Here is a 23620-nt window from a genome sequence, read left to right as displayed (position 1 = left end):
GCGCCCCGGCCGCGTTCCACCGCTTACAGGTACTGCCCGATCTGCTGCTGCGGGATGGTCGTCTCGGTCGTAGTCGGGTCCGTGCCGCCGCGCCGCGCGTACAGCTCCGCGAGGGTCATCGCGTCGCGCACCGGCTCGCCGCCGAGCCAGTCGCTCGACTCGGGCGCGGAGAGCGCCCCGACCTCGATCTGCGCCAGGCACCGCCCGGGACGCACCACCGCCGGGTGCAGCCGGTCGAGCCGTTCGTTCGTGGTGATCGCGACCATGATCTCGCGGCCCTGCCCGAGCAGGCCGTCCGTCAGGTTGAGCAGCCGCGCCAGCGACTGGCCCGACGCCTCCTTCGCCTCGCCGCGGATGAGCTCGTCGCAGTCCTCGAGGACCATCAGCCGCCAGTGCCCGCGCCGCGGCTCGTCCGGGTTCAGGTCCGCGTCCAGCACCAGGTCCATCTCCGACCCGATGATGACCTCCATGAGATAGGAGGGGTCCGCGAAGAACGCCTCCGGGTCGAGCACCGTGTCGACCTGGCACCACGGCGCCCATTCGCGCGCGAGCGCCCGCAGCGCCGTCGTCTTGCCCGTCCCGGGCGGGCCGTGGAACAGGACCAGTCGGCCCGTCACGTCCGAGGCCTGCGTGGACATGAGCTTGCCCAGCGCGGCGCCCGCGCTCGAGGAGTAGTTCCGCTCGATCTCGGGCCAGCGGGGAGCGCTGATCGACCGGGTCGACCGGAACGGGCCGCGCGCCGACCGGTACCAGAAGCCCATGTCGACCTTGTCCTCGCCGACCTCCTCGACCGAGCCGGTGCGGTCGGTCAGGTACGCCGCGATCTCCTCGGCGCGCTCGCGCGTCACGGCGGTCACGACCGCCTGGCCCGACCCGTCGCGCCACCGCTGGGTGCGCAGGGTCCAGCCGTCGCCGGTCACCAGTTGGAGGAAAGAGGCCCCGGAAATCGACCGGACGAGTGAACCGCCCTCGGGGATGAGGTCGACGTCGTCGGCGACCATGTCGAGCGCCCGCACCACCGCGTGGGGCTGCGCGCCGGAGACGTACGCGTCCAGGGCCATCAGGTTCAGCACGTTGGACGGGTCGTCCGAGCCGTCGAGGGTGAAGTGCATGTTGCCGAGCACACCACCGCTGCCGTGAAGCAGGTTCATGATCTCACCGCGTCTTTCGATGATTCCCATCGCGATCCACCATAGAAAACTACGGCGACGCCTCCGTCGCCGTGACTGCCGTCGCACGGCTCCGCGAACCGCGCTCCGCGAGCGTGCCTTATGACCGTGTGCTTCAACCCTGCCTTACAACCCCGACACGGCTCTGATGCGCCCGCGGGGCCCGCCGTGGAGTTGCCGGAGATAACTGGACCCCACCCGGTGGGGCGTGAGCTGGAACAATCAGCCATGCTGGGTTACGTGACCGCATCGACCGAGACCAGCCAAAACACCGCCGCTACCATACCTGGCGGCGGCGCGGGGTCCCGAGGCGGGCAGCGGGCGCGGGCGCCCCGTCGCGGACTGCGCGCGCTCGCCGTCGCGGCGGCCGTCCTCGCAGGGTTCGCCGTCGCCGTCATCGCCCTCGACCTCGGTGGGGCCGTTGACGTCTCGGAACTGCCGGGCCTGTCCACGGCCGACCCGACGGTCACGTGGGCCGCCGGGCTCCTCAAGTACGGGTACGACCTCGCGATGCTCGCCGCGGTCGGCTGCACCATCGCGGCCGCGTGCTTCCTGCCCGGACGCCAGGGCGACCGCGCCCGGCTCACCGGCCAGTCCTGGCGGTGGCTGCGCGTCGGCGCCGCCGCCTCCGGCATCTGGGCGGCCGTGGCCCTGGTCAGCCTCCCGGTCGACTTCGCGAACTCGTTCGCCCGCCCGCTCGGCGGCGTCACCGCCATGGGCCTGTGGTCCTACGTCGGCCAGTACGAGCATGGGCAGGCGCTCGGCCTGACCGCGCTCCTCGCCGCCGCCGCCGCCGTGGTCGCGGCCCGCGCGTTCACCGTCCCCGGCGCGGTGTGCGCGGCCGCGCTCGCCGTCGCCGCGGCCCTCCCGCCCGTGTTCACCGGCCACTCGGCGTCGAACGGGAACCACCAGATCGCCGTCGACGGCCTCCTCATCCACGTCATCGCCGCCGCGTTCTGGGCGGGCGGCCTGTTCGCGCTGTTCATCGCCCGCCGCGACCCGGCCGTCGCGGCCCGCCGCTACTCCGACGCGGCCGTGTTCGCGTACGCCGCGATCGGCTTCTCCGGCCTGATCGTCTTCTGCGCCAACGTCGACGTCGCCGACCTGTGGACGTCCTCCTACGGGCGCATCGCCCTCGCCAAACTCGCCGTCCTCGCCATCGGCGGCCTCTTCGGCTGGGCCCACCGCCGCGCCACCCTCCCGCGCGTCGCCCGAGGCGACCGGTCCGCGTTCACCAGGCTCGCCGCGGTCGAACTGGGGCTCATGGCGATCGCATTCGGCCTCGCCTCGTCCCTGTCGGTCACTCCCCCGCCCTCCGCGGAACTGCCCGACCCGAACACTGCCCTCCTCGGCTTCCCCACCCCCGGGCCGATCGACGCCGCCGCCGTCGCCTTCGACTGGTACCCCTCAGTGCTGTTCTGCACCGCCGCACTCGCCCTCGTCGGCGCGTACGTCGCCGGCGTCGTGCGCCTGCGCCGCCGCGGCGACGCGTGGCCCTGGTACCGCACCGCCCTGTGGATCGCCGGCTGGGCCGTCGTCGTCATCACCACCTCGTCCGGGCTCAGCAAGTACGGGATGGTCCTGTTCAGCGCCCACATGGTGCAGCACATGGCCCTCAACATGCTCGCGCCGATCCTCCTCGTCCTGGCCGCACCCGTGACCCTCGCGCTGCGGGCGCTCAAACCCGACCGCGCCGGCGGCCCCCGCGAGTGGCTGCTCGCCGCGATCCACAGCCGCTGGTCGCGACTCGTCTCGCGCCCCCTCGTCGCGCTTTTCATCTACCTGACCAGCCTGTACCTCATGTATTTCACGGGCATGTTCGAGTGGGCGATGCGCTCGCACTTCGGGCATTTGTTCATGACCCTGCACTTCCTCGCCGCGGGCAGCCTCTTCTTCTGGGTCGTCGTCGGCCCCGACCCGAAGCCGCGCCCGCTCACCTATCCGGCGAAGGTCTTGCTCTACTTCGTGTCGATCGTCTTCCACGCGATCTTCGGCCTCACGCTCATGATGGGCACCAGCCTCATCGCGGCCGACTGGTACACCCAGATCGCCCTCCCCTGGGCGGGCGACCTCCTCGCCGACCAGCGCGCGGGCGGCGGCATCGCGTGGGCCTTCGGCGAGATCCCCAGCCTCATCATCATCGTCGTCCTCATCGCCCAATGGACCCGCTCCGAAGAGCGCGAAGGCCGCCGCCTCGACCGCATCGCCGAACGCGCCGCCGCCAGCGGCCGCCCCGAGGACGACCCGCACGAGGTCTACAACGCCTACCTCGCCGGCCTCGACCAGGAGCGCCGCTGACCCCTGACGTTCTTCACCCCCTGAACCGGTCGTTCGACAGATGCGGCACCTGCCGGCCGCCACGTACCGTTTCCCCATGACCGCCAAGAACGTCAGCATCGAAACACTCGCAGTCCACGCCGCCGAACCCCGGCCCGCGCGCGACCGCTCCGTCGTCTTCCCCATCTACCAGGGAACGGTCTACGAGATCGCCCCCGACGGCGGCGTCGACTACCTCCGCTACTCGAACACACCCACCCAGACCTACCTCCACGACAAGCTCGCCGCCCTCGAAGGCGCCGAGGCCGCCGTCGCCACCGCCTCCGGCATGGCCGCGATCTCGACCGCGCTGAACAGCGTGCTCGCCTCCGGCGACCGCATCGTCGTCGCCGGGAACATCTACGGCGGCACCCACGCCCTCCTCACCGAGGAGTCCCGCCGCATCGGCTGGGGCGTCGACTTCACGGACGCCTACGACCCGGCGGCCTGGGCGGCCGCGCTCACGCCGCGGACCAAGGCGATCTACGTCGAGTCGATCACCAACCCGCTCATCAGGGTCGGCGACCTCGCCGGCATCGCCGCGTTCGCCCGCGAGCACGGGCTCACCTCGATCATCGACAACACCTTCCCGACCCCGGTCCTGTTCCGGCCGCACGAACTCGGGTACGACCTGGTCTGCCACTCGGCGACGAAGGGCCTCAACGGCCACTCCGACCTCACCGCGGGCGTCGTCACCGGCACGGCCGAACGCATCGAGCGGGTCCGCCACTACCTGACCCTCTACGGCGGCAGCCTCGACCCGCACACCGCGTTCCTGCTCGCCCGGGGCCTCAAGACCCTCGCGATCAGGGTCCGGGCCCAGGGCGAGAACGCGCTCGCTCTGGCGCGGTTCCTGGAGGGGCACGATGCGATCGCGGAGGTCCACTACCCGGGCCTGGAGGCGCACCCGGACCACGCCCGCGCGGTGGAGCTGTTCAACGGCTTCGGGTCGATGCTCGCGTTTCGTCCCGTCGGGGGACTTGACGCGGCGGAGCGGCTGCTGAAGTCGCTCGAGATCCCGTACGCGGCAGCGAGCCTCGGCGGGGTCGAGTCGCTGGTGACGCGCCCGGCGATCAGCAGCCACGCCAAGATCTCCGCCGAGGAGCGCGCGGCGGCGGGCATCACCGACGACCTCATCCGCTTCTCCACCGGCATCGAGGCCGCCGACGACCTCCTCGTCGACTTCGAGCAGGCGCTGAGCGACTGAGCGACAGGCGCCCGGTCCGCGGCCGGGCGCCCAGCGGTCAGGCCCGTTTGCTCCAGTGGGGCAGGGGGATCGGGGCGAACCGGATCTTCGTGCCGGGGCGGGCCTGCGCGGCGGCGGCCTGGGCTTCGGCGCCGACGACGCCGATCACGGGGTAGCCGCCCGTGGTCGGGTGGTCGGCCCCGAAGAGGATCGGCTGCCCGTTCGGCGGCACCTGGAGGGCGCCCGCGACGATGCCCTCGCTCGGGAGCTCGCCGGAGTCCATGCGGCGCAACGCGGGTCCGTCGAGCCGCAGGCCGATCCGGTTGGAGTGCTCCGAGACCGTCCATACGCCGCGCGCGAGCTCGGCCACCGCTTCGGGCCGGAACCACTCCAGGCGCGGCCCCAGGTGGAGCTTCATGACGATCTCCTCGCTCACCCCCGCCCACGGCGCGGGCCACTGCGTCGGCAGCGGCGGGTGCGCGGGGCTGGGGCCGAGCGGGATCGTGTCGCCGTCCTTGAGGGGCGCGGGGCCGAGCCCGGAGAGCAGGCAGGTCGAGTGCGAGCCGAGGCTCGACTTCGGGTGCAGCCCACCGGAGAACGCCAGATACGAGCGCACGCCGACCTCCGCCGGCCCGGCGTCGAGCACCGACCCGGCCTTGAGCTTCACCGGCTGGCCCCACGCCTCCGGACGCCCGTCGACGGTGACCGGGCACGGCGCCCCGCCCACGACCACGGTGACGTTCCGGTGGGCCTTGACGGTGCAGCCGTTCAAGGTCGTCTCGAGCGCGCAAGCGCCGGTCGGGTTGCCCGCCAACTGGTTCGCGAGCCGCCACGACGGGCGGTCGGCCGCGCCCGAAGGCGGCACGGCGAGGTGACCCCAACCGGGGCGTCCGGCGTCCTGGCAGGTCGTGAGCACGCCCGCCCGCAGGATCTCGATGTGGGTCATACCCGCACCGCCGCGAACCGCACCTTGGTGCCGGGCACGAGGAGCGCCGCGGGTTCGCGGTGCTCGTTCCACAGCCGGCCCGGGTTCGTCATCGTCGCGATGAGCTGCCACCCGCCGGGACTCGTGCGCGGATACACGCCCGTGTAGGGGCCGGCGATCGCCACCGATCCGGCCGGCACCGTCGTGCGCGGACTCTCCCGGCGCGGTACCTGGTACTGCTCGGGCAGGCCTTCGAGGTACGCGAACCCGGGGGAGAACCCGCAGAACGCCGCCTCGTACTCGATGCCGGAGTGGATGTCGGCCACCTCCTCGGGCCGCACGCCCCACTGCTCCGCCACGGACTCGAGGTCGGGGCCGTCGTAGCAGACGGGGATCTCGACGGCTTCGCCCGCTGCGTCGGGCTCGTCGGTGAGCGGCCAGCCGGGGAGTTCGGCGGCGAGCAGTTCGGGCTCGTCGATGCCGTCGACGAGCACGGTCGTCGCGCCCGGCACCAGGTCGGCGGCCTCCAGGAGGCCGGACATGCGCCGGGACTGGAGCGAGCGGTAGCAGGCGCGCGCGACCGCCGTTGTGCCGCAGTCGATCAGGATGCCGCGCGGCCCGGCCGGAAGCGGCCTGAGCCGGTCAGTGGGAATGGTGCTCACGAGAAAGCCTCCACGTCGATGCCTCGTTCGTCCAATGCGGATCGGATGGCGGCGGCGACCGCCACCGCGTCGGGACCGTCGCCGTGCACGCAGATCGACTCGGCCGCAACGGAGGTCCTCGTGCCGTCGATAGCCGTCACGACGCCGTCGGCAGCCAGCGACACGGCCTGCGCGACCGCCTCGCCGGGCCCGAGCAGCGCCCCCGGGAGCCCGCGCGGCACCAGGTGCCCGTCAGGGAGGTACCCGCGATCGGCGAAAGCCTCACCCGCGACGCGCATCCCGGCCTCGGTCGCGAGGAGGTCGAGCGCGCTCCCGCGCTGGGTGAGCACGGTGTCGACGCCCGCGAGCTGCGCGCCCTCGATCACGGCCGCGGCCTGCACGGGGTCGCGCCCGGCCCGGTGGTACAGCGCCCCATGGGGTTTGACGTACGCGACCGCGGCGCCCGCGGCCTCGGCGAAGACCCGGAGCGCGCCGATCTGGTAGGCGACCTCGGCGGCGAGTTCCGCTGGGGGGACGTCGATCTCGCGCCGGCCGAAACCGGCGAGGTCCCGATAGGAGACCTGGGCGCCGATCCGCACGCCGCCGGCGGCGGCGAGGGCGGTGACGCGGCGCAGCGTGGACGGGTCCCCGGCGTGGAAGCCGCACGCCACATTCGCGCTCGTGACGATGCGCAGCAGCGCGCTGTCGTCCGTGAGCTCCCAGCGACCGAAACCCTCCCCCAGGTCCGCGTTGAGGTCCATACGTAAACGGTACCGGAGTGCGAGTGATTCGGGCGCTTCGGGAACGGGGGGAGAAACCCCACCCCCGACCCACCCGTTCGGGTGAGGTGCCGAGCACTTCTCGACACGTTCGGGTGACACCTCGCCGCCGCGCCCGGTTTCTTGTCGGACCCGGCTGCGACGCTGGGCGTTATCTTCCCCTCTCGTGGTGGGTGGGGGTTTGGGACGGCGGGTTGCACCGGAAGATTTCGAAAGCGCCCGGGCCGAGGCCCCGGGGTGAACGACAAGGCCTGCCGGGGGAACAACCACCGCCGCGCAGTCGGCCGTGAAAGTGCACCGGCCCTTCCCGGCCAACTTGCGGCAAGCGTTTTCTTTGGCTAGGTTTCAAGCACCCCACCGGGGCCGCCTCCCGGCCGCCGACTTCTTGGAGGAACCATGACGACCGGCCCGACCGCTCCGCTGAACCCGTCGCCCCAGGCCGACCCCGCCCCCGCCCCGCTCTTCACCGACCCGGTCTTCGACGGTCCCACCGACCCCACCGCCGTCTTCGACGCCGACAGCGGCCTCTGGCACCTCCTCTACACCCAGCGCCGCGCCACCGCCGCCGACGCCGGTGTCGCCTGGGTGCACGGCACCGCCATCGGACGCGCCACGAGCCCCGATGGTCGCGAATGGACCTACACCGACACCCTCGCCCTCCCCGGCGCCGAACCCGGCGACACCTGGTGGGCCCCCGAGCTCCTGCGCCACGACGGCCAGTGGCACATGTACGTCACCTACCTCCAGGGCACCCGCGACGACTGGACCGGCCCCGCCGAGATCCGCCACTACACCTCCCCGGACCTCACCGACTGGACCTACCGCTCCACCCTCGCCCTCGACTCCGCGCGCGCCATCGACGCCACCGTCCACCGGCTCCCGGACGGCAAGTGGCGCATGTGGTTCAAGGACGAGTCCCGCGAGAGCCGCATCTACACCGCCGACTCCCCGGACCTGTTCACCTGGACCCCGTCCGGCCCCGCCGTCACCGACCAGGCCCAGGAGGGCCCCACCGTCTTCCCGCTCGGCGGCGTCTACTGGATGGTCACCGACGGCTGGTCCGGCCTCCTCGTCCACCGCTCCACCGACCTCGAGCACTGGCACCGCCAGCCCGTCCCCCTCCTCGCCGGCCCCGGCCGCCGCGCCTTCGACGAGGCCCTCGGCCACCACGCCATGGCCCTGACCCAAGGCCCCGACGAGGGCTTCCTCTACTACTTCACCCACCCCGGCGGCGGCCGCCGCTCCACCGTCCAGGTCGCGCGACTCCACGTCCGCGACGGCTGGCTGCGCTGCGACCGCGACGAGCCCTTCCCCTACCGCCCCGACCCCGCCAAGGCCCCGGCCCTCCGCGGCGGCGGCGCCTGACGCACCGCGAACGAAAGGCCGCGCCCGAACCGTTCGGGCGCGGCCTTCGTGTGTCTGGAGCGCGCTACTGGGACGACAGTGCACGCCCGAATGCGCACCAATATGGACAGAATCGACATCGTGACGCTCAGTAAATTGACCTGCCGAAATCCCTGGTAGACAAGCGAATGCAGGGGACCCGAAAGTGGCGTGCCCGGACTATGCTGAGACACGTATTGAGTCCATTGAGCCCATCGGAGGCGGCATGTTCGGTGAGGACGCCATCGCCCAGCAGCTGGCGGAAGCCCGCTCGCAACTGGACGTCGTCAGGCAAACGCAACAGGACCACCAGGTCCCGCCCGTCACCGCCGAAGCGGCCGACGGGCGCATCAAAGTCACGCTGGGCGCGAACGGCCGCGTCGAGCGCTTCGAGTTCACCGAGGTCCGCGTCCTCAAAGAGGGCACGGAATTCCTCGAGGAGGAACTCCGCAACGCCGTCAACGCGGCCCTCGACGCCCGCGCCGAGTCACTCGCGACCGACACGGCCGCACCGGACCTGGAGGCGATCGGCGAAGCCGTCGCCCAACTCCAGGACCAGGGCCTCGCCCAGATGCGCGCCATGACCACGCAGATCAGCGCCGTCATGAAGAAACTCCAGGGAGGGGCCTGACCATGGTGGTGGAACTCGACCTCGACTCGATCCGCGGCGGCGCCGACGCGCTCGACGCCGCCACCGAGATGGTCCAAGGCGTCTTCGACGAGTTCAAGTCGGCCGTCGAAGGACTCGCCGACTCCTTCGGCGGCGACATGATCGGCTCACTCCTCGACCTCGCGCACCAGGTGTGCATGGAGGCCCTCATGGAGTGCATCGAATCGAACATCGAAGACCTCCTCGACTACGCCGTCAACCTCCGCGAGATGGCCGACGCCCACGAGGCCGCCGACAGCGAGGCCGCCCGCATCTTCCGCGAACTCCTCGCCGAGCTCGGCTTCTAGACGCCCCGCCCGCAGCCGCGGCCCCGCCGCGCCCTTCCCCGTCACCCTTTGCGTTCCTCCCCTTACGAAGGAGACCCCTGTGGGTTTGCAACTGCCTTCTGAACTCACGAGCCTGCTCTCCATGCTCGGCTACGACTGGCCCGAATCGGACGAGACGAAACTGTTCGACCTCGGCGACAACTGGACGAAACTCTCCGACCAGCTCAACGGCGCGGTCGAACAGCTCGAGGACGCCGCCCGCGGCGTCATGGACGGCAACATCAGCAAGGACATCGACGCCTTCCGCTCCGAATGGGAGGACGGCGAGTCCGCGGTGCGCAACATCGCCGACATCGGCGAGCCCTCCAACATCATCAGCATCGGCCTCATGATCGCCGCCGGCGTAGTGCTCGCCCTCAAAATGCAGATGATCGTCCAGCTCATCACCCTCGCCATCCAGATCGCGCAGGCCATCGCCACCGCGGTCGCAACGTTCGGCGCCTCGCTCCTGGAGATCCCCATCTTCAAGCAGATCACCTCGATGATCATCGACCAGCTCCTCAACATGGCGATCGAGGCGGTGCTCAATGGCTAGGACACGCACGCGGGCCGCCCGCAAGACGGTCTCCAAGGGCGCCAAGATCATCTCCGCGATCATCGACAATCCGCGCTTCTTCCGCGCCGGCAAGGGCCGCGGCGTCAAACCCAAGGTCGTGACGATCCGGTTCGACTCCAAGATGAGCAAGAAGGACTTCCGCACGAAGGCCGACTCGCTCCTGCGCCTCAGCCGCGAGGGCAAGCTGCGCAAGACCCCGGTGAAACGCGACCCGCAGATCACCCGCAACTACCGCGGTGCGACCATCCGCAAACTCGCCGGACGCCACCGCGGCAACCGCGCCGAGCAGCGGCGCATCGCCCAGAAGTTCAGCGGCCGCACCTCCGCCAACCGGGCCGGGGACGGACTCGACCCCGACCACGTGCACGAATTGCAGCTGGGCGGCCGCGACCACGCTGATAACCTCCGCTGGATGGACGCCTACACGAACCGCACCATCGGCTCCCAGATAGCCGGGCAGCTCCGAGGCGTCCCCGACGGCACACCCGTCATCATCAGAGTCATCGGGTACTGAAAGGACCAACCGCGATGGAACTCGCCGCGAAGGTCGCGCTCGTCCGCCCCCGCATGGGGGAGCTCGAACGCAACGGCTGGGCCCACGAGCTCGGCGAACCCGTCGAGACCGAGGGCCTGCCGCCCGCGCTCGCCGACCTGTACCGGCACTTCGACGGCCTGAGCACCCGCATGGGCCTCATCGACGTCCTCCCCGCCGAGGACGTCCTGGCCGAACTCGACAAGAAAGGGGCGGGGGACCTGCACGACCCCGTCCCGGGCCTCGTCCAGTTCGGCAACGTCTGCTACAGCTTCGCGCTGTGCGCCGACACCGCGACCGGCGCGGTGCACCTGCTCGACGCCGACGCCCTCATCGAGGCGGTCGAGCAGGGCGCGCCGCTCCCGACCGAACCCATCGCGCCGAACCCGGTCGCGTTCGCCGACGCGTTCCTGTTCGGCCCGCGCTACCGGGAGCTCATCGACCTCGCGGGCGGCTACCAGACCCCCGAGGACGAGGAGGAGGACGAGTGGCGCCTCCTCATCGAAGCCCTCGGCTTCGCCTGAACCCCCTGTCCCGCAACCCGAACGCACCCCTGACCTGAGGAGACCCGTATGCCCGCGGCAGCGAAGTACGCAGCACTGTGGACCGAAGACGAACTCATCCCGTATCCCCGCGAGGACTGGCTCGCCGACGGCTTCCCCGCCGGCGCCCTCCCCGAGGGCGACGAAGTGCCCCTCGACGTCGAAGTCGTCTACACCGCCTACCTCACCGGCAGCCCCGGCCTCTACGACGAGATCAGCCTCGGCACCGAAGACGGCTCGGTCGACCTCCGCCTCATCGTCGTCGGCGCCGTCGAGGACGACAAGAACCTCCTCTACGCCCTCGACCCCGCCACCGGCGACATCGTCCAGCTCGACCAGACCAACCCCCGCGACGTCCAGGCCGTCAACTCCAACTACCGCTGCTTCATCGAGTTCCTCTACCACTTCCAGCAGTTCGTCAACGCCGACGAAGGCAAACAGGGCCGCGCCGCCCGCGCGACCTCCCTCCGCGAGATCCTGACCCGCCTGGACCCCAACGCCTTCGCCCAAGGCGCCTGGTGGCCCCTGGTCTTCGACCAGCTCACCTCCTAGCGGGATCAGGCCTGCCGGAACAGGATCGCGGCGCCGTGCGCGGCCGCGCCGGGAACGAACGGCTCCCCGCCGGCTGCCGTCCGCACCCCGACGCCCCGGCCGCGCAAGAACCGCTCGGTCGCAGCGAGATCGACGACCTCGACGGCATAAGCGCAGAGGGAGGGCGCCACAGGCGCCCGTTCCCCGGGGAACCGGTCCGCGAACGCCGATGGAGCGGTCACGGTGAGCGCACTGCCCCCGAAGTCGAAGACAGCGGCATCGCCACTGCTCTCACCCCGAACCCCGAGGTACCGCTCATACCGGTCGATCGCAGCCTCGAGGCCGTCGACGCAGAGGACGACCTCGGCAAGCGCGACCGCGCCGTTCGCATGCTCGAGACCGATCTGCGCATCGAGGACGGCGGCCGGAGCGTCCTGCGCGACGCCAACGCGCCCTTCAGGAAGCATCGCGGCAGGCCCCGCCGCGTCCTCCGCATGGATCTCGAGGTACTTGATCGCTTCGAGCCGGGTGCCGTCGGCGGTGGCGATCGGCCGCTGCGCAGGCCGGGCCCCCGTGTGGGCGAGACCGGAGGCGTCGAGCCGCTCAGCGGTGAGCTCGGCGTCGGCGCTGGCGAAGACGAGGATATGCGCGCCCTCGAACCGGTCGAGTCGCCCGATGAGGCCCGCAACGGTGTGCCGCATCGCGTTCCGCGCGGCCTCCAACTGATCGTCGGGCAGTTGCAACGGGGTCAGGACAGCGCCGGCAGGAAGCCGTTCCCGATCCTCGGGGGCGGCGGCGAGCAGCTCGACGAAGCTGCGCGGGAAGTCGGCATGCGTGTTCCCCGCGCCGATCGGCTCGGGCTCGGCCCCGGGCGCCGGCGGGAGCGCGGGATACGCCGGTGGAGCGACGTTGAAGCCCAAGCCCCGGAACGTCGCGATCGCGGCACCGAGGTCGCGGACGACGAGGCCGACGTGATGGATCCCGGTGATGTCGTTGGCAGTCATGAGGGTGGACCTTTCTGATCAGCACCGATTCAGTCGGCTGCGGACCCGTATGCGGTGCGACGGAACGCCTCCCGCAGCAGCTCGAACGCGTCGACGACTTGCGGAGCCGCGGCCGCGTAGCGCTTGATCGCGGGCTCCCTGGAAGGCTCGAACGAGCGCTGGATGATCGCTGCGAGCCGGTCCGCCTGGTACTCGAGCGAAAAGGAGCCATCGCCCGGAGCCAGGAACGGCGCTGAAGCGAAGAACCCGTACGCGACGGCTTGCATCGCATAGTCGACTTCGCCCAGATCCACTCCCGTTCGCAGGAGCCGATGCGTGCGCAGGGCCGCAAGATGCTGCCGAGTGGCGAGACGCTTCGTCGCGGCCAACTGCGACCGCGCCGGATGCTCGGCCAAGGCGCTGAGCTCGTCAGGCTGGGTGATGAAGACGCGCTTCAAGATCGGACGCCGCGAAGCCTCCAGGAAGTGCCGCCGCATGTAGCGGTGCAGGGCGGCCTCGGCCGGATCGGCGCGGACGGCATCGATGATCGTCCCGAGCATCGCAACGGCCTCACGAGCGGCCACGGCCAGCACCAGGTGCTCACGGCTCGCCCAATGCAGGTAGACCGTGCCCTTCCCGACCCCGGCACGCCGCGCTACTTCATCGATCCGCAGCTCACGCGGCTCGACGCTCGCCAGTAGCTCGGCCGCTGCATCCAAGATCGCATCCGCCCGCTGATGCAGGTCCGCACGCTGTGTCCGAGCCACGCCGGCCTCCGCTCGTCGATCAAACTCATGACTAGAATGGCATATCAGTCACAAGTTCGGGGAGTCGGGTGCCCAGACCTCACCTGACGAACTTCGAACCGGACCGCGGGAAGCCGCCCAGCAGCTAGCCCTTCGTGCCCTCCAACTGCATCAAAGCGATCGACCACCACGACTCCCGGTCGGCCAGCGCCTCCGGGTCGATCGACTTCAGCTTGGCGCGCAAGTCCTTCGCGCGCAGCGCCCGGCCCGCGCCGCCCGTGTCGGCGTCGATGAAGCGCGCGAAGTGGTACAGGAACTCGGTGAGCGCCTTGAACGTCGAGTTCACGAGCTCGAGCGTGCCGTCGCCGACGCCGAGGAGGAGGATCCGGCCGCTGCCGGTGTCGAGGCAGAACAGCATCTCGTCCTTGTCGGCCGGCACCGCGCCGACCACGGCGAGCGCGAGCTTGCCGTCCCGGCCCATGTCGAGATCGATCCGGGAGTACAGGTCGAACCGGGCGTCTTCGAGATACGCCGTGTACACCACCGACATGTCGATCGGCAGGAAGTCGACCTCGGGGTAGGAAGCGGCGGGGGCGGCGTACTCGGCCATCCACGCGGCCCGCGGGTACGGGACCGTGTTGTCGGGCTCCCAGGCCTGCAGAAAAGCGGCTTTGTCGGGCACAGTGTTTCCCTTGCTCGGCTTCGAGGGGTCAGAAGAGTCCGGCGACGGCCGCGACCACGAACAGGACCAGGATGACCAGCACCCCGATCGCGAAGTACAGGAAGATCTCCGGGGCGATCGCGAACAGGATCAACGCCAGCACCGCCGCGATCCCCACCGCGACGCCCGCGATCTTCCACTTCCGCGATCCTTCGTTCGCACTGTCGCGCAACTGCTGGTTCGCCTTCGACAGCGAAGCGGGCATCACCGTCGTCGGCTCCACCGCCGCCTCCGCAAACCCCGGGGGCGGCAGCTGCTGCAGGTCCGCGAGCAGCACGTCGAGCTCGGAATACACCTTCGCCTGCATGGCGGCGTCCACACGGTCCTGGTACTCGGGCACGTCGAGACGGCCCTCCTCGACCGCCTGCCGCAGCCGCTCCATCACGATCTGCCGGTCAGACTCTGACGCGCGCATATGATCCCGGTCCATATATTCCGCGACACCTCCATGCTCGGATGCCCCTCAAGAATGCCAGCAGGCCGCCACACACGCCAGAGAAACCTCCCGCCGGATCAGCCGTGGCGGACCCTTCCCCAAGGGCCCCGAAGCTGCGACGATGGGACCGTGAGCGAGCGGCAGCAACTGATCGTCGGCGTCGGAGCGGGCACCGAACCCGCCGACATGGTGCTCAACATCGGCCCGCAGCACCCGTCCACCCACGGCGTCCTGCGCCTGCGCCTGCGCGTCGACGGCGAACGCGTCACCGAATGCGAGCCGATCATCGGCTACATGCACCGCGGCGCCGAGAAACTCTACGAAGTGCGCGACTTCCGCCAGATCATGCTCCTCGCCAACCGGCACGACTGGCTCTCGGCGTTCTCTTCCGAACTCGGCGTCGCCCTCGCTGCCGAACGCCTCGCCGGCGTCGAAGTCCCCGAACGCGCCGTCTGGCTGCGCATGGCGCTCGCCGAAATGAACCGCATCCTCAACCACCTCATGTTCCTCGGCTCGTACCCGCTCGAAATCGGCGCGATCACCCCCATGTTCTACGCCTTCACCGAACGCGAACGCCTCCAAGCCGTCATGGAGGAGGCCAGCGGCGGCCGCATCCACTACATGTACAACTGCGTCGGCGGCCTCAAAGCCGACGTCCCCTCAGGCTGGGAAGGCCGCGCCCACCGCGCCCTCGACGACGTCGAGACCGGCATGGCCCGCCTCGACAAACTCCTGCGGCACAACGAGATCTTCGCCGCCCGCACCAAAGGCGTCGGCATCCTCGACGCCGCCACCGCCGCCGCCTACGGCGTCACCGGACCGGTCGCCCGCGCCAGCGGCCTCGACTTCGACCTGCGCCGCGACGAGCCCTACCTCGCCTACGACCAACTCGACGTCCCGGTCGTCCTCGGCACCGAAGGCGACTGCTACGCCCGGTTCATCTGCCTCCTCGACCAGGTCACCGTCTCGATCGGCCTCGCCCGGCAGTGCCTGGAGCAGGCCTCGCTCATCGACGGCCCCGTGAACGTGAAGCAGCCGAAGATCTTCAAGCCTCCGGCCGGCGAGACCTACGTGTGGACCGAGAACCCGCTGGGCGCCAACGGCTACTACCTGGTGAGCCGCGGCGAGAAGACCCCATGGCGGCTCAAACTCCGCACCGCTTCCTACGCGAACGTGCAGGCGCTGGCGACCTTGATGACGGGGTGCCTGATCCCGGACATGATCGCGATCCTCGGCTCGATGTTCTTCGTGGTGGGGGACATCGACAAGTGAGCGGGGCCCGCAGCGTCAGGCGCAGCCGCCGGTGGTCTCGTGGACGCGCAGGGGTTGGGCCTCGACCGGTTCCGTCCAGCTCGAGAGGCGCTCGCCGCCCGGGCAGTCGATCGAACCGTACGTCCAGGTCTCCGTCGCCTCGGCGGGAGGGTCGGGGGTGAAGGACCCGACCGGCGCCTCGAGCGGCCTGCAGCCGCTGATCGCCTGTACCGCAACGGGTTCGGCCCAGCGGCCGCCGGGCGGGTCGGCCGCCGGGGCGGTGATGCGGACGTCGATGAAGTCCGCGGTCTCCCCGGACCACGAGGCGCCGTCGGCCTCGCTCGTCAAGACCCGCATCGCGAACCGGTCGGCCAGCGCCTCGACATCGTCGACCGTCGCGCCCGACACCTGGAGCGTCCGCTCGAGCGACAGGCCCGCCCGGACCGGGGTCACGTCGCACGCCTCCCAGGTGAGCGGGCCGACGGCGAGCACGGCCGCGCCCGTGAAGCCGGCCGCGGCCTCGCCGATCACGGCGTCGAGCAGCCCCCGGGCCTCGGCGGCGTCGACCTGCTCGCGCACGGTCGCGCGCGACCCCGCGAACGCGAGCGCGACCAGCAGCACCGCCCACACGACGACCGCGACGCGCAGGCGGCGGCGCCACTGCGCCGAGAGGTTCGAGAACACGCCACCAGTCTGCCCTACGAGTTCAGTGAGATGACGGTCACAATCTGCGATCTGATGTCACACTCTTGGACCATGCCCCGTCCTCCTCGCATGAACCGAACGGAAGCGCACCACACCGAGGCACCCGCCGAGGCGCCTCCCGCGAACCGCGCGCTCGCGCACTTCGAGGAGCTGCGGCCCCGCCTCTTCGGCGTCGCCTACGGGCTCCTCGGCTCGGTCGCCGAAGCCGAAGACGTCGTCCAGGACGCCTGGATCCGGCTCCAGCGCACCGAGATCGACGAGATCGAGGACCTCACCGGCTGGCTCGTCACCACCACCTCCCGCCTGGCCCTCGACGTCCTCCGCGCCGCCCGCACCCGCCGCGAGGCCTACGTCGGGCCGTGGCTGCCCGAACCGGTCGAGACCGCGCCGGACCCGGCCGACTCGGTGAGCCTCGCCGACTCCATGTCGTGGGCGATGCTCGTCGTCCTCGAGACCCTGAGCCCGGCCGAGCGCGCCGCGTTCGTCCTCCATGACGTATTCGGCCTCAGCTTCGACGAGGTCGGCACCGCGCTCGGCCGCACGCCCGCGGCCTGCCGCAAACTCGCCAGCCGCGCCCGCGAGCACGTCGAGCAGCGCCAGCCCCGCTTCGACGTCGACCCGAAGGCGCACCGCGCGGTCGTCGATGCCTTCTCGAAGGCCACCCGCTCAGGCGACCTCGACGGCCTGCTCGGCCTCCTCGACCCCGACGCGGTCCTCACCTCAGACGGCGGCGGGCTCGTCAGGGCCGCCCGCAACCCGATCCGCGGCGCGGACAAGGTCGCCCGCTTCCTCATCGGCGTCTCCGGCAAGTACGCCGACCGCAGCCACCGCCCGATCACCATCAACGGCAGCCCCGCCCTGGTCACCGTGGGCGGCGGGATCGTCGACGGCGTCATCGCCCTCGGCATCGAAGACGGCCGCATCACCACCATCGACTACCTCCGCAATCCCCAGAAGTTCGCCGGCCTGCGCATCACCCGGGCCGAACAGTAGAAAGGAACCGCCATGGAACCCCGAATCGCCTTCACCGAGACCGAGTTCGCCAAGCAGTACTACAAGCACATGCTCGCCAACGAGAAGCTGTTCCACACCGGCCCGGTCCCGCACGCCACCATGGAACTGCTCAAACTGCGGGTCAGCCAGATCAACGGCTGCGGATTCTGCGTCGACATGCACTACAAGGACGCCGTGCACGCCGGCGAGGACCCCGAGCGCCTCAACCTGGTCACCGTCTGGCGCGAGGCCCCGGCCTTCACCGAACCCGAGCGCGCCGCACTCGCCCTGGCCGAGGAGTCGGCCCGCATCGCGGACAACCCGCACGGCGTCAGCGACGAGACCTGGCAGCTGGTGCGCAAGCACTACGACGACGAGCAGATCGCGGCCCTGGTGGCGATGTGCGCCCAGATCAACGCCTGGAACCGCATTAACGTCATCCTCCGCACCCCGGCCGGCTTCTACGACCCGGTCACCAAGACCGCCCGCTACCGAACCGAGAACGACTAGCGGCACCACCGGTCGGTCCGCCCTCCGCGGCGGCGGACCGACCGCGAAGCGTTGACTTCAGGGCCATGCCGCGCTGCGGGGGTACTTCCGCGGCGCCGGACCGATCGCGAAGCATCGATCAACTCAAGGCCATGCCGCGTCGCGGCATACACAAGGGTGGGTGGGGGAGGGGCGGGGGGAGGGCCCCGATTCGAGTACTGAACCGCCCGAGCCGGATGCGGCGGACTCGTGCGGGGCAACCGCAAAGCGCCGATCGACCGCCCTACCGGTATCCCGATCCCGTTCGGCGGCAAGCAAAAGGCGGGGCCGCGGATGCGGCCCCGCCTTTCAGACTGGGTAACGAGCTGAATCGCCCCGGTCGGTCTCGGAGTGAGCTAGCGGCTCACGGCGAGCTTGGTCTCGTTGAGACCGCGGGCGGCCTCGACCTCGCCGGTGGCGTCGCCGTAGCGCGAGAGCGCGCGGAGCGTCCACTTCCCGGGGGCGGCGAAGAAGCGGAACTGCCCGCCCTCACCGGTCACGACCTCGGCCGTGAACTCGCCGGAGCCGTCGAGCAGGCGCACGTAGGCGCCCTGCACGAGTTCGCCCTCGCCGTTCACGACGGTGCCCGTGAGCACGGTCTCCTTCTCGATGTCGACCGACGCCGGCAGGGCCGCGTCCTGGTCGGGTGCAGCGCAGCTGTCAGACATGGTTGTTCCTTTCAGTACCGTCGCCGGTGTTACTTGGTGCCGGGCTCGTCGCCGAGGGCGATCGGCACGCCGACCAGCGAGCCGTACTCGGTCCAGGAGCCGTCGTAGTTCTTCACGTCCTCGTAGCCGAGGAGCTCGCGGAGCGCGAACCAGGTGTGGCTGGAGCGCTCGCCGATGCGGCAGTACGCGATCGTCGACTTGGTCTCGTCCAGGCCGGCCTCGCCGACGTAGAGCTCGCGGAGCTCGGCCTCGGACTTGAAGGTCCCGTCCTCGTTGGCGGCCTTGCTCCACGGCACGCTGAGCGCGGTCGGGATGTGGCCGGCGCGCTGGGACTGCTCCTGCGGGAGGTGGGCCGGGGCCAGGAGGCGGCCGGCGTACTCGTCGGGGGAGCGCACGTCGATGAGGTTCTTGACGCCGATCGCGGCCTCGACCTCGTCGCGCTTGGCGCGCAGGTCCCAGTTGAGGGGCTTGGCGACGTAGTTGGTGGGCTCGCGCTTGACGACCTCGGCGGTCACGTCGCGGGCGTCGAGCTCCCACTTCTTGCGGCCGCCGTCGAGGAGCTTGACGTCCTCGTGGCCGTACAGCTTGAAGTACCAGTACGCGTAGGCCGCGAACCAGTTGTTGTTGCCGCCGTAGAGGACGACGGTGTCGTCGTTGCTGATGCCGCGCTCGGACAGCAGCTGCGAGAACTGCTCCTGGTTGACGAAGTCGCGGCGGATCGGGTCCTGGAGGTCGTCCTTCCAGTCGATCTTCACCGCGCCCTTGATGTGGCCGTAGTCGTAGGCCGAGGCGTCTTCGTCGACTTCGACGAACACGACGCCCGGGGTGTCGAGGTTCTCTTCCGCCCAATCGGCGGTGACCAGCACGTCTTCACGAGCCATGGCTTGTTCTCTCCTGAACGTAAATGAGACTTGGGTTTCGAAGTTTCGAGAGCGAGCCCAGTACGTGGAGCGAGCGGGGCGGAACGCTGCGATTCGCAGCTGAGCAGGATTCGTCCTGGACGGATCGTCCGGATTCAAGCCGATTCGACGTCACACGGGGTGCCGCTGTCCGACAGCGGAACGGGGATTCGGTGAGTCGCAAGCCTTGCTCTGTAGTTCGCGCACGCTGGGCCGCAATGCGGCGACCGCCTTCGGGCCTCGGGGGGCCGGGCGAGTCGCCTAGGGCATTCGACAGAGCGTGGTCGCGATCATGCAGTAGTCGATCGCGCGCCGCTTGGTGAGCATCGGCTTGCGCATGGCTGGAACGCTAGCAGACTTCCCGGGCCGAAGCCATACCCGTTCTCGCGATGCGGACTGTGATGAAGACCCAGCGTTACGACGCGGCGCGGCCCGGCGCCCGCCCGCGGCGTTCGCGGGCGGGCACTGGAACCGCAGGTGGTTCAGGTGAGGACGACGTCCTGGGCGGTCCCGGAGACTGTGACGACGTCGCCGTCGAACGCGATCTCGGTCAGCTCGATCCCATATGGCAGTTCGGGCAGCGCCACGGTGGACTCGAACTGCGAGGCGGCCTGCTGGACGAGCGGCTGCACCTGGGCCGGCAGGCCCTCGGTGAGCGCTTCGACCGCGTCGGGCGTGAACGTGAGCTCGTTCTCGCCGAACTCGAACTGCCCGCTGGCCTCGATCTCGACCTCGGTCCCCAGGATCTCCTGCGAGCCGATCAGCGAAGCGGTGCCGTCCCCGTTGATCTGCAGGTCGTAGCCGGTCTGCTCGGCCATGATCGCCTCGATCGAGTCGACCGAGACCGAGCCTTTGACATCGAGGGTGTCGGCGACGGCGTCGCCGCCGTCGGTGAGTTCGCGCCAGTCGGCGTCGACGTCGTGCGCCTCGAGTTCGAGCGACGGGAACGTGAGCCCGTTCGAGCCGACGTCCCGCAGGGTGATGTCGATCTGCTCGAAGTCGCCGGTCCAGGCCTGGGTGAGGAACGGCCAGCCGTGGATCTTCACGTCGGGCTCCTGGTCGGAGTACGCGCCGTTCGCGGCGGCGGTGTTCGCCACCTCGGTCGCGATGCGGCGTTCGACCAGCGCGTTCGCGACCCGGTCGCCGAGGGCGACGACCGCGACGACGATGACGAGGGCGATGAGCAGGCGGCGGAGGATCTTCACCAGGGGGTCTCCTGTGAGCGGTCTGCCCGGCGGGGTGCGCCGGGGGATGAGCGACGGACGGAATGCGTCAGTCGATCATGTAATAGGCGCTCAACAAGTAGACGACGGGGCCGGTGAAGGCGAACGCGAGCAGCGGACCGGCGGCGCTGACCACCGGATTCGGGGCGGTGCCCGCGCCGTCGATGCGCCGCGACGCGGACATGTACCCGCACGCGAGGTCGGCGAGGACCGCGGTGAGCGCGATGAGGAGTCCGCCGATCGCGGCGTGGGAGGGCTCGGGCCCTTCGATGACGAGCCCGGCGTACGCGGCGGACGCGGTGCCGCACATGGTGCCGATGACGATCCCGAACGCGCCGCGCGTCACCTGCCGATTGATGCGCGGGTCGGGCATGACGAGGTCGACGGCGCGAGCGGCGAGGATCGCGGTCCCGGCCGCGACCACGGCCGAGTACATGGCGGGCGGTGCGGAGCCGAGCCGCGAGAGCGCGATGTAGCAGGCGTAGCCGCAGACGGCGACGCCGAGCATCATCGTGAACCCGAGGTTCTCGGTGACGCCGACGTGGGTGCCGCGGAAGAGCTGCGCGGCGACGGCGGCCGCGAAGGACAGCGCGAGGAGCACCGTGATCGGCACGAGCGAGACGGGCTGCCAGGCGACGGCGGCCGCGTCCGCGGCGATGGCCAGGGCGGAGGCGACGGCGAGAGGCACCCAGGCGCCGTCGATCTTGCGCACCCAGGTCGCGAGGGCGACGGTGGCGAGCTGGAGGACGGCGATCCCGGCGGCGTAGACGGGGCGTTCCATCTGGGCGCCGAGGACGAGCCCTGCGCTGATGACGATGGTGACCGCGACCGCGGGGAGGCGGTGGAGGAGCGCGGGGCTGGGCGGCGGGAGGGTGTGGTCCTCCCGGCCGTCGGCGCCGGTGGTCCGGTAGGAGCCGGTGTTGCGGGGGTGCGCGCCGGTCTGGCCCGAGCGCGCGGCGGCGCGGCGGCGCTCGGTGCTGCTGGGGGGCGCGTCGGGTCCGGGGCGGTCTTCGGCGCGCTCGTCGGCGCCCGCGTAGGCGTCGCCCCAGGCGGAGCCGTCGGCGGGGCCTTGCGCCCCGGGCGGCTCGTAGCCCCAGGTCTCGTCGGGTCGGTTGTACGACACGTCCACAGCCTACGGCAGCAGGAAATCCAGGCTCGCGTCCTTCGCCATGAGTCACCCTTGCGGACGGTCGCCCGGTCCGGCGGGTGACGCGGCGTCCGCTGGGTGCCGGATCGTCGCTGCAGGCCGATCGTCCCGGCATGTGGACGCGTGGCGTCGTCGCGTCGATCCCCGCCCGCTGCGGGTCCGGGCCGGCGGAGTGAACGGGATTGCGGGCCAACGTCGCCGGGCGCGTGAGTGACCGGTTCGTGTCGGTTCGGTGAACGCGGCTTGTCGGAGTCCTACCGGAGGCGCGTCCCGCATGGTGAGGTTTCACGAAGGTGACGCTGGTCTTTTGAGTGGTGACCGTTTACACTTGTCCAGGACTCCACCTACCGCATGTAAGCCCGCCCGCCGCCGAAGCCGGGAAGAGCGTTAGTCGCGTGTGCTCACCAACCAGCGGAGGACTGCTGTGGAAATTCTTATCCTCACTTCCAACCCCGTTCCGGAGTCCCCTGAGTCGATCCTGCCCTCGCTGGAACTGCTGCCCCACCGCGCGCGCTACGCCGGCCGGGACGTGCGAGCGCTGCTGAGCGGCCCGAGCCCCGATGCCGTGATGGTCGACGCGAGGTCCGATCTCGCCGACGCCCGCGCCACCTGCCGCGTCCTGCAGGCCACCGGGTTGACGGTGCCGCTGTACGCCATCGTCACCGAGGCGGGGCTGGCGGCGCTGCAGGCCGACTGGGGTGTGGACGACTTCCTGCTCGCCTCTTCGGGGCCGGCCGAGGTCGAGGCGCGGCTGCGCCTGGCCACGGGCAAGCCGAACGCGGCCACGGCCGCGGGTCCGGCCGTGATCCGCGCCGGGGACCTCACGGTCGACCCGGACACGTACGCGGCGAAGCTCAAGGGCACGCCGCTGGACCTCACGTACAAGGAGTTCGAGCTGCTGCGGTTCCTCGCCCAGCACCCGGGCCGGGTCTTCACCCGCGAGCAGCTGCTGCGGGAGGTGTGGGGCTACGACTACTTCGGCGGCACCCGCACGGTCGACGTCCACGTGCGGCGCCTGCGCGCGAAGCTCGGCAGCGAGTACGAGTCGATGATCGGCACGGTGCGGCAGGTCGGCTACAAGTTCGTGGCCCCGCCGCCGGAGAACCTGCGCGAGTCGGAGCCGGCCCCGGAACGGGTCGACGCCTGATTCCGGTGTTACTCGGAGCGAGTCGAGTCTTGAGCGGGTCCGCGATGCGGGCCCGCTTCTTTCGTTGTGTCCGAAGTTGACAGAGTGGCGGATGCGTTTCCTGGTGGATCGGTGAATTTTGATCCGAATCGGGGTCGAGGAAACGCGATCGAATAAGGAAAACTTACCATTCAAAATGGAGTCCTAGAAAGGTCCTATCGGGACAAAAGCCGCAACTCAGAGTACCCATGGTATTGCGGACGGTGGTTAGAATTGAGTTCGCTTTGGACCTAACCTTCCCTCTTGGAGTGTGACCCCGTGTCCGATCGCTCCGTCGACCCCGAAGCCCTCGCGGTGTTCCGCGAGATCGCCCAGGGCCGCTTGGACTACCTCGAAACCCTCATCGACCAGTTGCGCAACGGCAACGAGCTGGGCGTCGAACCCGGGTTCGGGCTCCTCGACAGCGCCGTGACCGCTCGTGAGGCCTATCGCGAGTTCCACCGCCAGACCTGGTCGAACCTCCAGGACCTGCGGGCGGACCTGACCGGCATCATCGCCACCCTCGACGGCGTCGCCGAGCGCGCCGTCGCCGACGACGAGGCCTCCGCCGTCCACCTCACGCGCGCTAGGGACTGACC

27 protein-coding genes are annotated in these 23620 nt (G+C 70.4%); 14 read left to right on the top strand and 13 right to left on the bottom strand.

The genetic code is table 11. The features are described from left to right. Positions 1-23 precede the first annotated feature (23 nt). Positions 24-1181, bottom strand: coding sequence for a DUF5925 domain-containing protein (locus J5V16_RS22805; protein WP_208499415.1), 1158 nt, complete (start codon positions 1179-1181; stop codon positions 24-26). A gap of 228 nt (positions 1182-1409) precedes the next feature. Here J5V16_RS22805 and J5V16_RS22800 point away from each other — a divergent pair, with 228 nt between their 5' ends. Both J5V16_RS22800 and J5V16_RS22795 read left to right on the top strand, forming a co-directional pair. Further along, the gene (locus J5V16_RS22800) at positions 1410-3467 is read left to right on the top strand and encodes a cytochrome c oxidase assembly protein (protein WP_208499414.1); all 2058 of its coding nucleotides are present in this window, start codon (positions 1410-1412) and stop codon (positions 3465-3467) included. A 76-nt stretch (positions 3468-3543) separates the two neighbouring features. Further along, positions 3544-4692, top strand: a complete 1149-nt coding sequence (locus J5V16_RS22795; protein ID WP_208499412.1) for a trans-sulfuration enzyme family protein — start codon at positions 3544-3546, stop codon at positions 4690-4692. A gap of 37 nt (positions 4693-4729) precedes the next feature. Here the strand turns inward: J5V16_RS22795 and J5V16_RS22790 are convergent, their stop codons facing one another. From J5V16_RS22790 to J5V16_RS22780, 3 genes are read right to left on the bottom strand one after another with little or no spacing between them, the layout of a single operon-like run. Further along, positions 4730-5617, bottom strand: a complete 888-nt coding sequence (locus tag J5V16_RS22790; RefSeq protein ID WP_208499410.1) for a 5-oxoprolinase subunit C family protein — start codon at positions 5615-5617, stop codon at positions 4730-4732. After that, entirely contained in the window at positions 5614-6258 is a 645-nt protein-coding gene (locus J5V16_RS22785; protein ID WP_208499408.1) for a 5-oxoprolinase subunit B family protein, read from the bottom strand. The genes J5V16_RS22790 and J5V16_RS22785 overlap by 4 nt, the downstream gene beginning before the upstream one ends. Further along, positions 6255-6998: a LamB/YcsF family protein gene (locus tag J5V16_RS22780; RefSeq protein ID WP_208499407.1), complete on the bottom strand. Its 744-nt coding sequence runs from the start codon at positions 6996-6998 to the stop codon at positions 6255-6257. The genes J5V16_RS22785 and J5V16_RS22780 overlap by 4 nt, the downstream gene beginning before the upstream one ends. Before the next feature lie 414 nt (positions 6999-7412). On the opposite strand from J5V16_RS22780, the gene J5V16_RS22775 reads away from it, so the two are divergent. The 7 genes from J5V16_RS22775 to J5V16_RS22745 all read left to right on the top strand — a co-directional run bounded on the left by J5V16_RS22775 (position 7413) and on the right by J5V16_RS22745 (position 11577). Next, positions 7413-8381, top strand: coding sequence for a family 43 glycosylhydrolase (locus J5V16_RS22775; RefSeq protein WP_208499405.1), 969 nt, complete (start codon positions 7413-7415; stop codon positions 8379-8381). A gap of 244 nt (positions 8382-8625) precedes the next feature. Further along, on the top strand, positions 8626-9030 hold the full coding sequence (locus J5V16_RS22770; RefSeq protein WP_208499403.1) for a YbaB/EbfC family nucleoid-associated protein: 405 nt from the start codon (positions 8626-8628) through the stop codon (positions 9028-9030). Between the two features lie 2 nt (positions 9031-9032). Beyond that, complete coding sequence (locus tag J5V16_RS22765) at positions 9033-9356, top strand: hypothetical protein (protein WP_208499401.1); 324 nt, start codon at positions 9033-9035, stop codon at positions 9354-9356. A gap of 79 nt (positions 9357-9435) precedes the next feature. Further along, positions 9436-9930 (top strand): WXG100-like domain-containing protein, encoded by a 495-nt coding sequence (locus J5V16_RS22760; protein ID WP_208499400.1) that lies wholly within the window; start codon positions 9436-9438, stop codon positions 9928-9930. Further along, positions 9923-10465, top strand: a complete 543-nt coding sequence (locus J5V16_RS22755; RefSeq protein WP_208499398.1) for a hypothetical protein — start codon at positions 9923-9925, stop codon at positions 10463-10465. The genes J5V16_RS22760 and J5V16_RS22755 overlap by 8 nt, the downstream gene beginning before the upstream one ends. Positions 10466-10479: 14 nt before the next feature. Then, positions 10480-11007: a hypothetical protein gene (locus J5V16_RS22750; RefSeq protein ID WP_208499396.1), complete on the top strand. Its 528-nt coding sequence runs from the start codon at positions 10480-10482 to the stop codon at positions 11005-11007. Between the two features lie 48 nt (positions 11008-11055). Continuing rightward, complete coding sequence (locus tag J5V16_RS22745; RefSeq protein WP_208499394.1) at positions 11056-11577, top strand: SUKH-4 family immunity protein; 522 nt, start codon at positions 11056-11058, stop codon at positions 11575-11577. Between the two features lie 5 nt (positions 11578-11582). On the opposite strand, the gene J5V16_RS22740 is transcribed toward J5V16_RS22745, so the two are convergent. From J5V16_RS22740 to J5V16_RS22725, 4 genes are all read right to left on the bottom strand, one after another. Further along, positions 11583-12560, bottom strand: coding sequence for a VOC family protein (locus J5V16_RS22740; protein WP_208499392.1), 978 nt, complete (start codon positions 12558-12560; stop codon positions 11583-11585). Between the two features lie 29 nt (positions 12561-12589). Further along, entirely contained in the window at positions 12590-13306 is a 717-nt protein-coding gene (locus J5V16_RS22735) for a TetR/AcrR family transcriptional regulator (protein ID WP_208499390.1), read from the bottom strand. A gap of 124 nt (positions 13307-13430) precedes the next feature. Next, on the bottom strand, positions 13431-13967 hold the full coding sequence (locus J5V16_RS25640) for an SUKH-4 family immunity protein (RefSeq protein ID WP_208499389.1): 537 nt from the start codon (positions 13965-13967) through the stop codon (positions 13431-13433). Between the two features lie 28 nt (positions 13968-13995). Continuing rightward, positions 13996-14421 (bottom strand): DUF1707 SHOCT-like domain-containing protein, encoded by a 426-nt coding sequence (locus tag J5V16_RS22725; RefSeq protein ID WP_208499388.1) that lies wholly within the window; start codon positions 14419-14421, stop codon positions 13996-13998. A gap of 207 nt (positions 14422-14628) precedes the next feature. On the opposite strand from J5V16_RS22725, the gene J5V16_RS22720 reads away from it, so the two are divergent. Beyond that, positions 14629-15714, top strand: coding sequence for an NADH-quinone oxidoreductase subunit D (locus tag J5V16_RS22720; RefSeq protein WP_208499417.1), 1086 nt, complete (start codon positions 14629-14631; stop codon positions 15712-15714). Between the two features lie 15 nt (positions 15715-15729). Here J5V16_RS22720 and J5V16_RS22715 read toward each other — a convergent pair whose 3' ends face one another. Next, positions 15730-16377 carry a hypothetical protein gene (locus J5V16_RS22715; RefSeq protein ID WP_208499386.1) on the bottom strand — a complete coding sequence of 216 codons (648 nt, stop codon included), beginning with the start codon at positions 16375-16377 and terminating at the stop codon, positions 15730-15732. Positions 16378-16467: 90 nt separating this feature from the next. On the opposite strand from J5V16_RS22715, the gene sigJ reads away from it, so the two are divergent. Further along, the gene (gene sigJ, locus J5V16_RS22710) at positions 16468-17391 is read left to right on the top strand and encodes an RNA polymerase sigma factor SigJ (RefSeq protein WP_208499384.1); all 924 of its coding nucleotides are present in this window, start codon (positions 16468-16470) and stop codon (positions 17389-17391) included. A 69-nt stretch (positions 17392-17460) separates the two neighbouring features. Then, positions 17461-17901, top strand: a complete 441-nt coding sequence (locus J5V16_RS22705; RefSeq protein WP_408612514.1) for a carboxymuconolactone decarboxylase family protein — start codon at positions 17461-17463, stop codon at positions 17899-17901. Between the two features lie 374 nt (positions 17902-18275). On the opposite strand, the gene J5V16_RS22700 is transcribed toward J5V16_RS22705, so the two are convergent. The 4 genes from J5V16_RS22700 to J5V16_RS22685 form a co-directional block, all read right to left on the bottom strand. Then, entirely contained in the window at positions 18276-18587 is a 312-nt protein-coding gene (locus tag J5V16_RS22700) for a DUF1416 domain-containing protein (protein WP_208499379.1), read from the bottom strand. Positions 18588-18616: 29 nt separating this feature from the next. Then, complete coding sequence (locus tag J5V16_RS22695) at positions 18617-19468, bottom strand: sulfurtransferase (RefSeq protein ID WP_208499378.1); 852 nt, start codon at positions 19466-19468, stop codon at positions 18617-18619. Positions 19469-19968: 500 nt separating this feature from the next. Next, positions 19969-20691 (bottom strand): LmeA family phospholipid-binding protein, encoded by a 723-nt coding sequence (locus J5V16_RS22690; protein WP_208499377.1) that lies wholly within the window; start codon positions 20689-20691, stop codon positions 19969-19971. A gap of 67 nt (positions 20692-20758) precedes the next feature. After that, positions 20759-21832 carry a hypothetical protein gene (locus J5V16_RS22685; protein ID WP_208499376.1) on the bottom strand — a complete coding sequence of 358 codons (1074 nt, stop codon included), beginning with the start codon at positions 21830-21832 and terminating at the stop codon, positions 20759-20761. Between the two features lie 448 nt (positions 21833-22280). Here J5V16_RS22685 and J5V16_RS22680 point away from each other — a divergent pair, with 448 nt between their 5' ends. Together J5V16_RS22680 and J5V16_RS22675 are read left to right on the top strand one after the other, a co-directional pair. Next, entirely contained in the window at positions 22281-23003 is a 723-nt protein-coding gene (locus J5V16_RS22680) for a winged helix-turn-helix transcriptional regulator (protein WP_208499374.1), read from the top strand. 297 nt (positions 23004-23300) lie between these two features. After that, positions 23301-23618, top strand: coding sequence for a hypothetical protein (locus tag J5V16_RS22675; RefSeq protein WP_208499372.1), 318 nt, complete (start codon positions 23301-23303; stop codon positions 23616-23618). Positions 23619-23620 lie beyond the last annotated feature (2 nt).

This window comes from Glycomyces niveus (genome assembly GCF_017592475.1).
GTDB lineage: Bacteria > Actinomycetota > Actinomycetes > Mycobacteriales > Micromonosporaceae > Glycomyces > Glycomyces niveus.
The sequence above is the reverse complement of the archived record's forward strand: the minus strand, read 5'-3'. Positions and strand labels throughout refer to the sequence as shown.

Bases quoted from the DNA above. Each gene is read 5' to 3' on its own strand.
- J5V16_RS22695 (WP_208499378.1), bottom strand. From the start codon at position 19,468: ATGGCTCGTGAAGACGTGCTGGTCACCGCCGATTGGGCGGAAGAGAAC.
- sigJ (WP_208499384.1), top strand. From the start codon at position 16,468: ATGAACCGAACGGAAGCGCACCACACCGAGGCACCCGCCGAGGCGCCT.
- J5V16_RS22765 (WP_208499401.1), top strand. From the start codon at position 9,033: ATGGTGGTGGAACTCGACCTCGACTCGATCCGCGGCGGCGCCGACGCG.
- J5V16_RS22725 (WP_208499388.1), bottom strand. From the start codon at position 14,421: ATGCGCGCGTCAGAGTCTGACCGGCAGATCGTGATGGAGCGGCTGCGG.
- J5V16_RS22750 (WP_208499396.1), top strand. From the start codon at position 10,480: ATGGAACTCGCCGCGAAGGTCGCGCTCGTCCGCCCCCGCATGGGGGAG.
- J5V16_RS22790 (WP_208499410.1), bottom strand. From the start codon at position 5,617: ATGACCCACATCGAGATCCTGCGGGCGGGCGTGCTCACGACCTGCCAG.
- J5V16_RS22770 (WP_208499403.1), top strand. From the start codon at position 8,626: ATGTTCGGTGAGGACGCCATCGCCCAGCAGCTGGCGGAAGCCCGCTCG.
- J5V16_RS22720 (WP_208499417.1), top strand. From the start codon at position 14,629: ATGGTGCTCAACATCGGCCCGCAGCACCCGTCCACCCACGGCGTCCTG.
- J5V16_RS22775 (WP_208499405.1), top strand. From the start codon at position 7,413: ATGACGACCGGCCCGACCGCTCCGCTGAACCCGTCGCCCCAGGCCGAC.
- J5V16_RS22740 (WP_208499392.1), bottom strand. From the start codon at position 12,560: ATGACTGCCAACGACATCACCGGGATCCATCACGTCGGCCTCGTCGTC.
- J5V16_RS22745 (WP_208499394.1), top strand. From the start codon at position 11,056: ATGCCCGCGGCAGCGAAGTACGCAGCACTGTGGACCGAAGACGAACTC.
- J5V16_RS22755 (WP_208499398.1), top strand. From the start codon at position 9,923: ATGGCTAGGACACGCACGCGGGCCGCCCGCAAGACGGTCTCCAAGGGC.
- J5V16_RS22705 (WP_408612514.1), top strand. From the start codon at position 17,461: ATGCTCGCCAACGAGAAGCTGTTCCACACCGGCCCGGTCCCGCACGCC.
- J5V16_RS22700 (WP_208499379.1), bottom strand. From the start codon at position 18,587: ATGTCTGACAGCTGCGCTGCACCCGACCAGGACGCGGCCCTGCCGGCG.
- J5V16_RS22795 (WP_208499412.1), top strand. From the start codon at position 3,544: ATGACCGCCAAGAACGTCAGCATCGAAACACTCGCAGTCCACGCCGCC.
- J5V16_RS22780 (WP_208499407.1), bottom strand. From the start codon at position 6,998: ATGGACCTCAACGCGGACCTGGGGGAGGGTTTCGGTCGCTGGGAGCTC.
- J5V16_RS22805 (WP_208499415.1), bottom strand. From the start codon at position 1,181: ATGGGAATCATCGAAAGACGCGGTGAGATCATGAACCTGCTTCACGGC.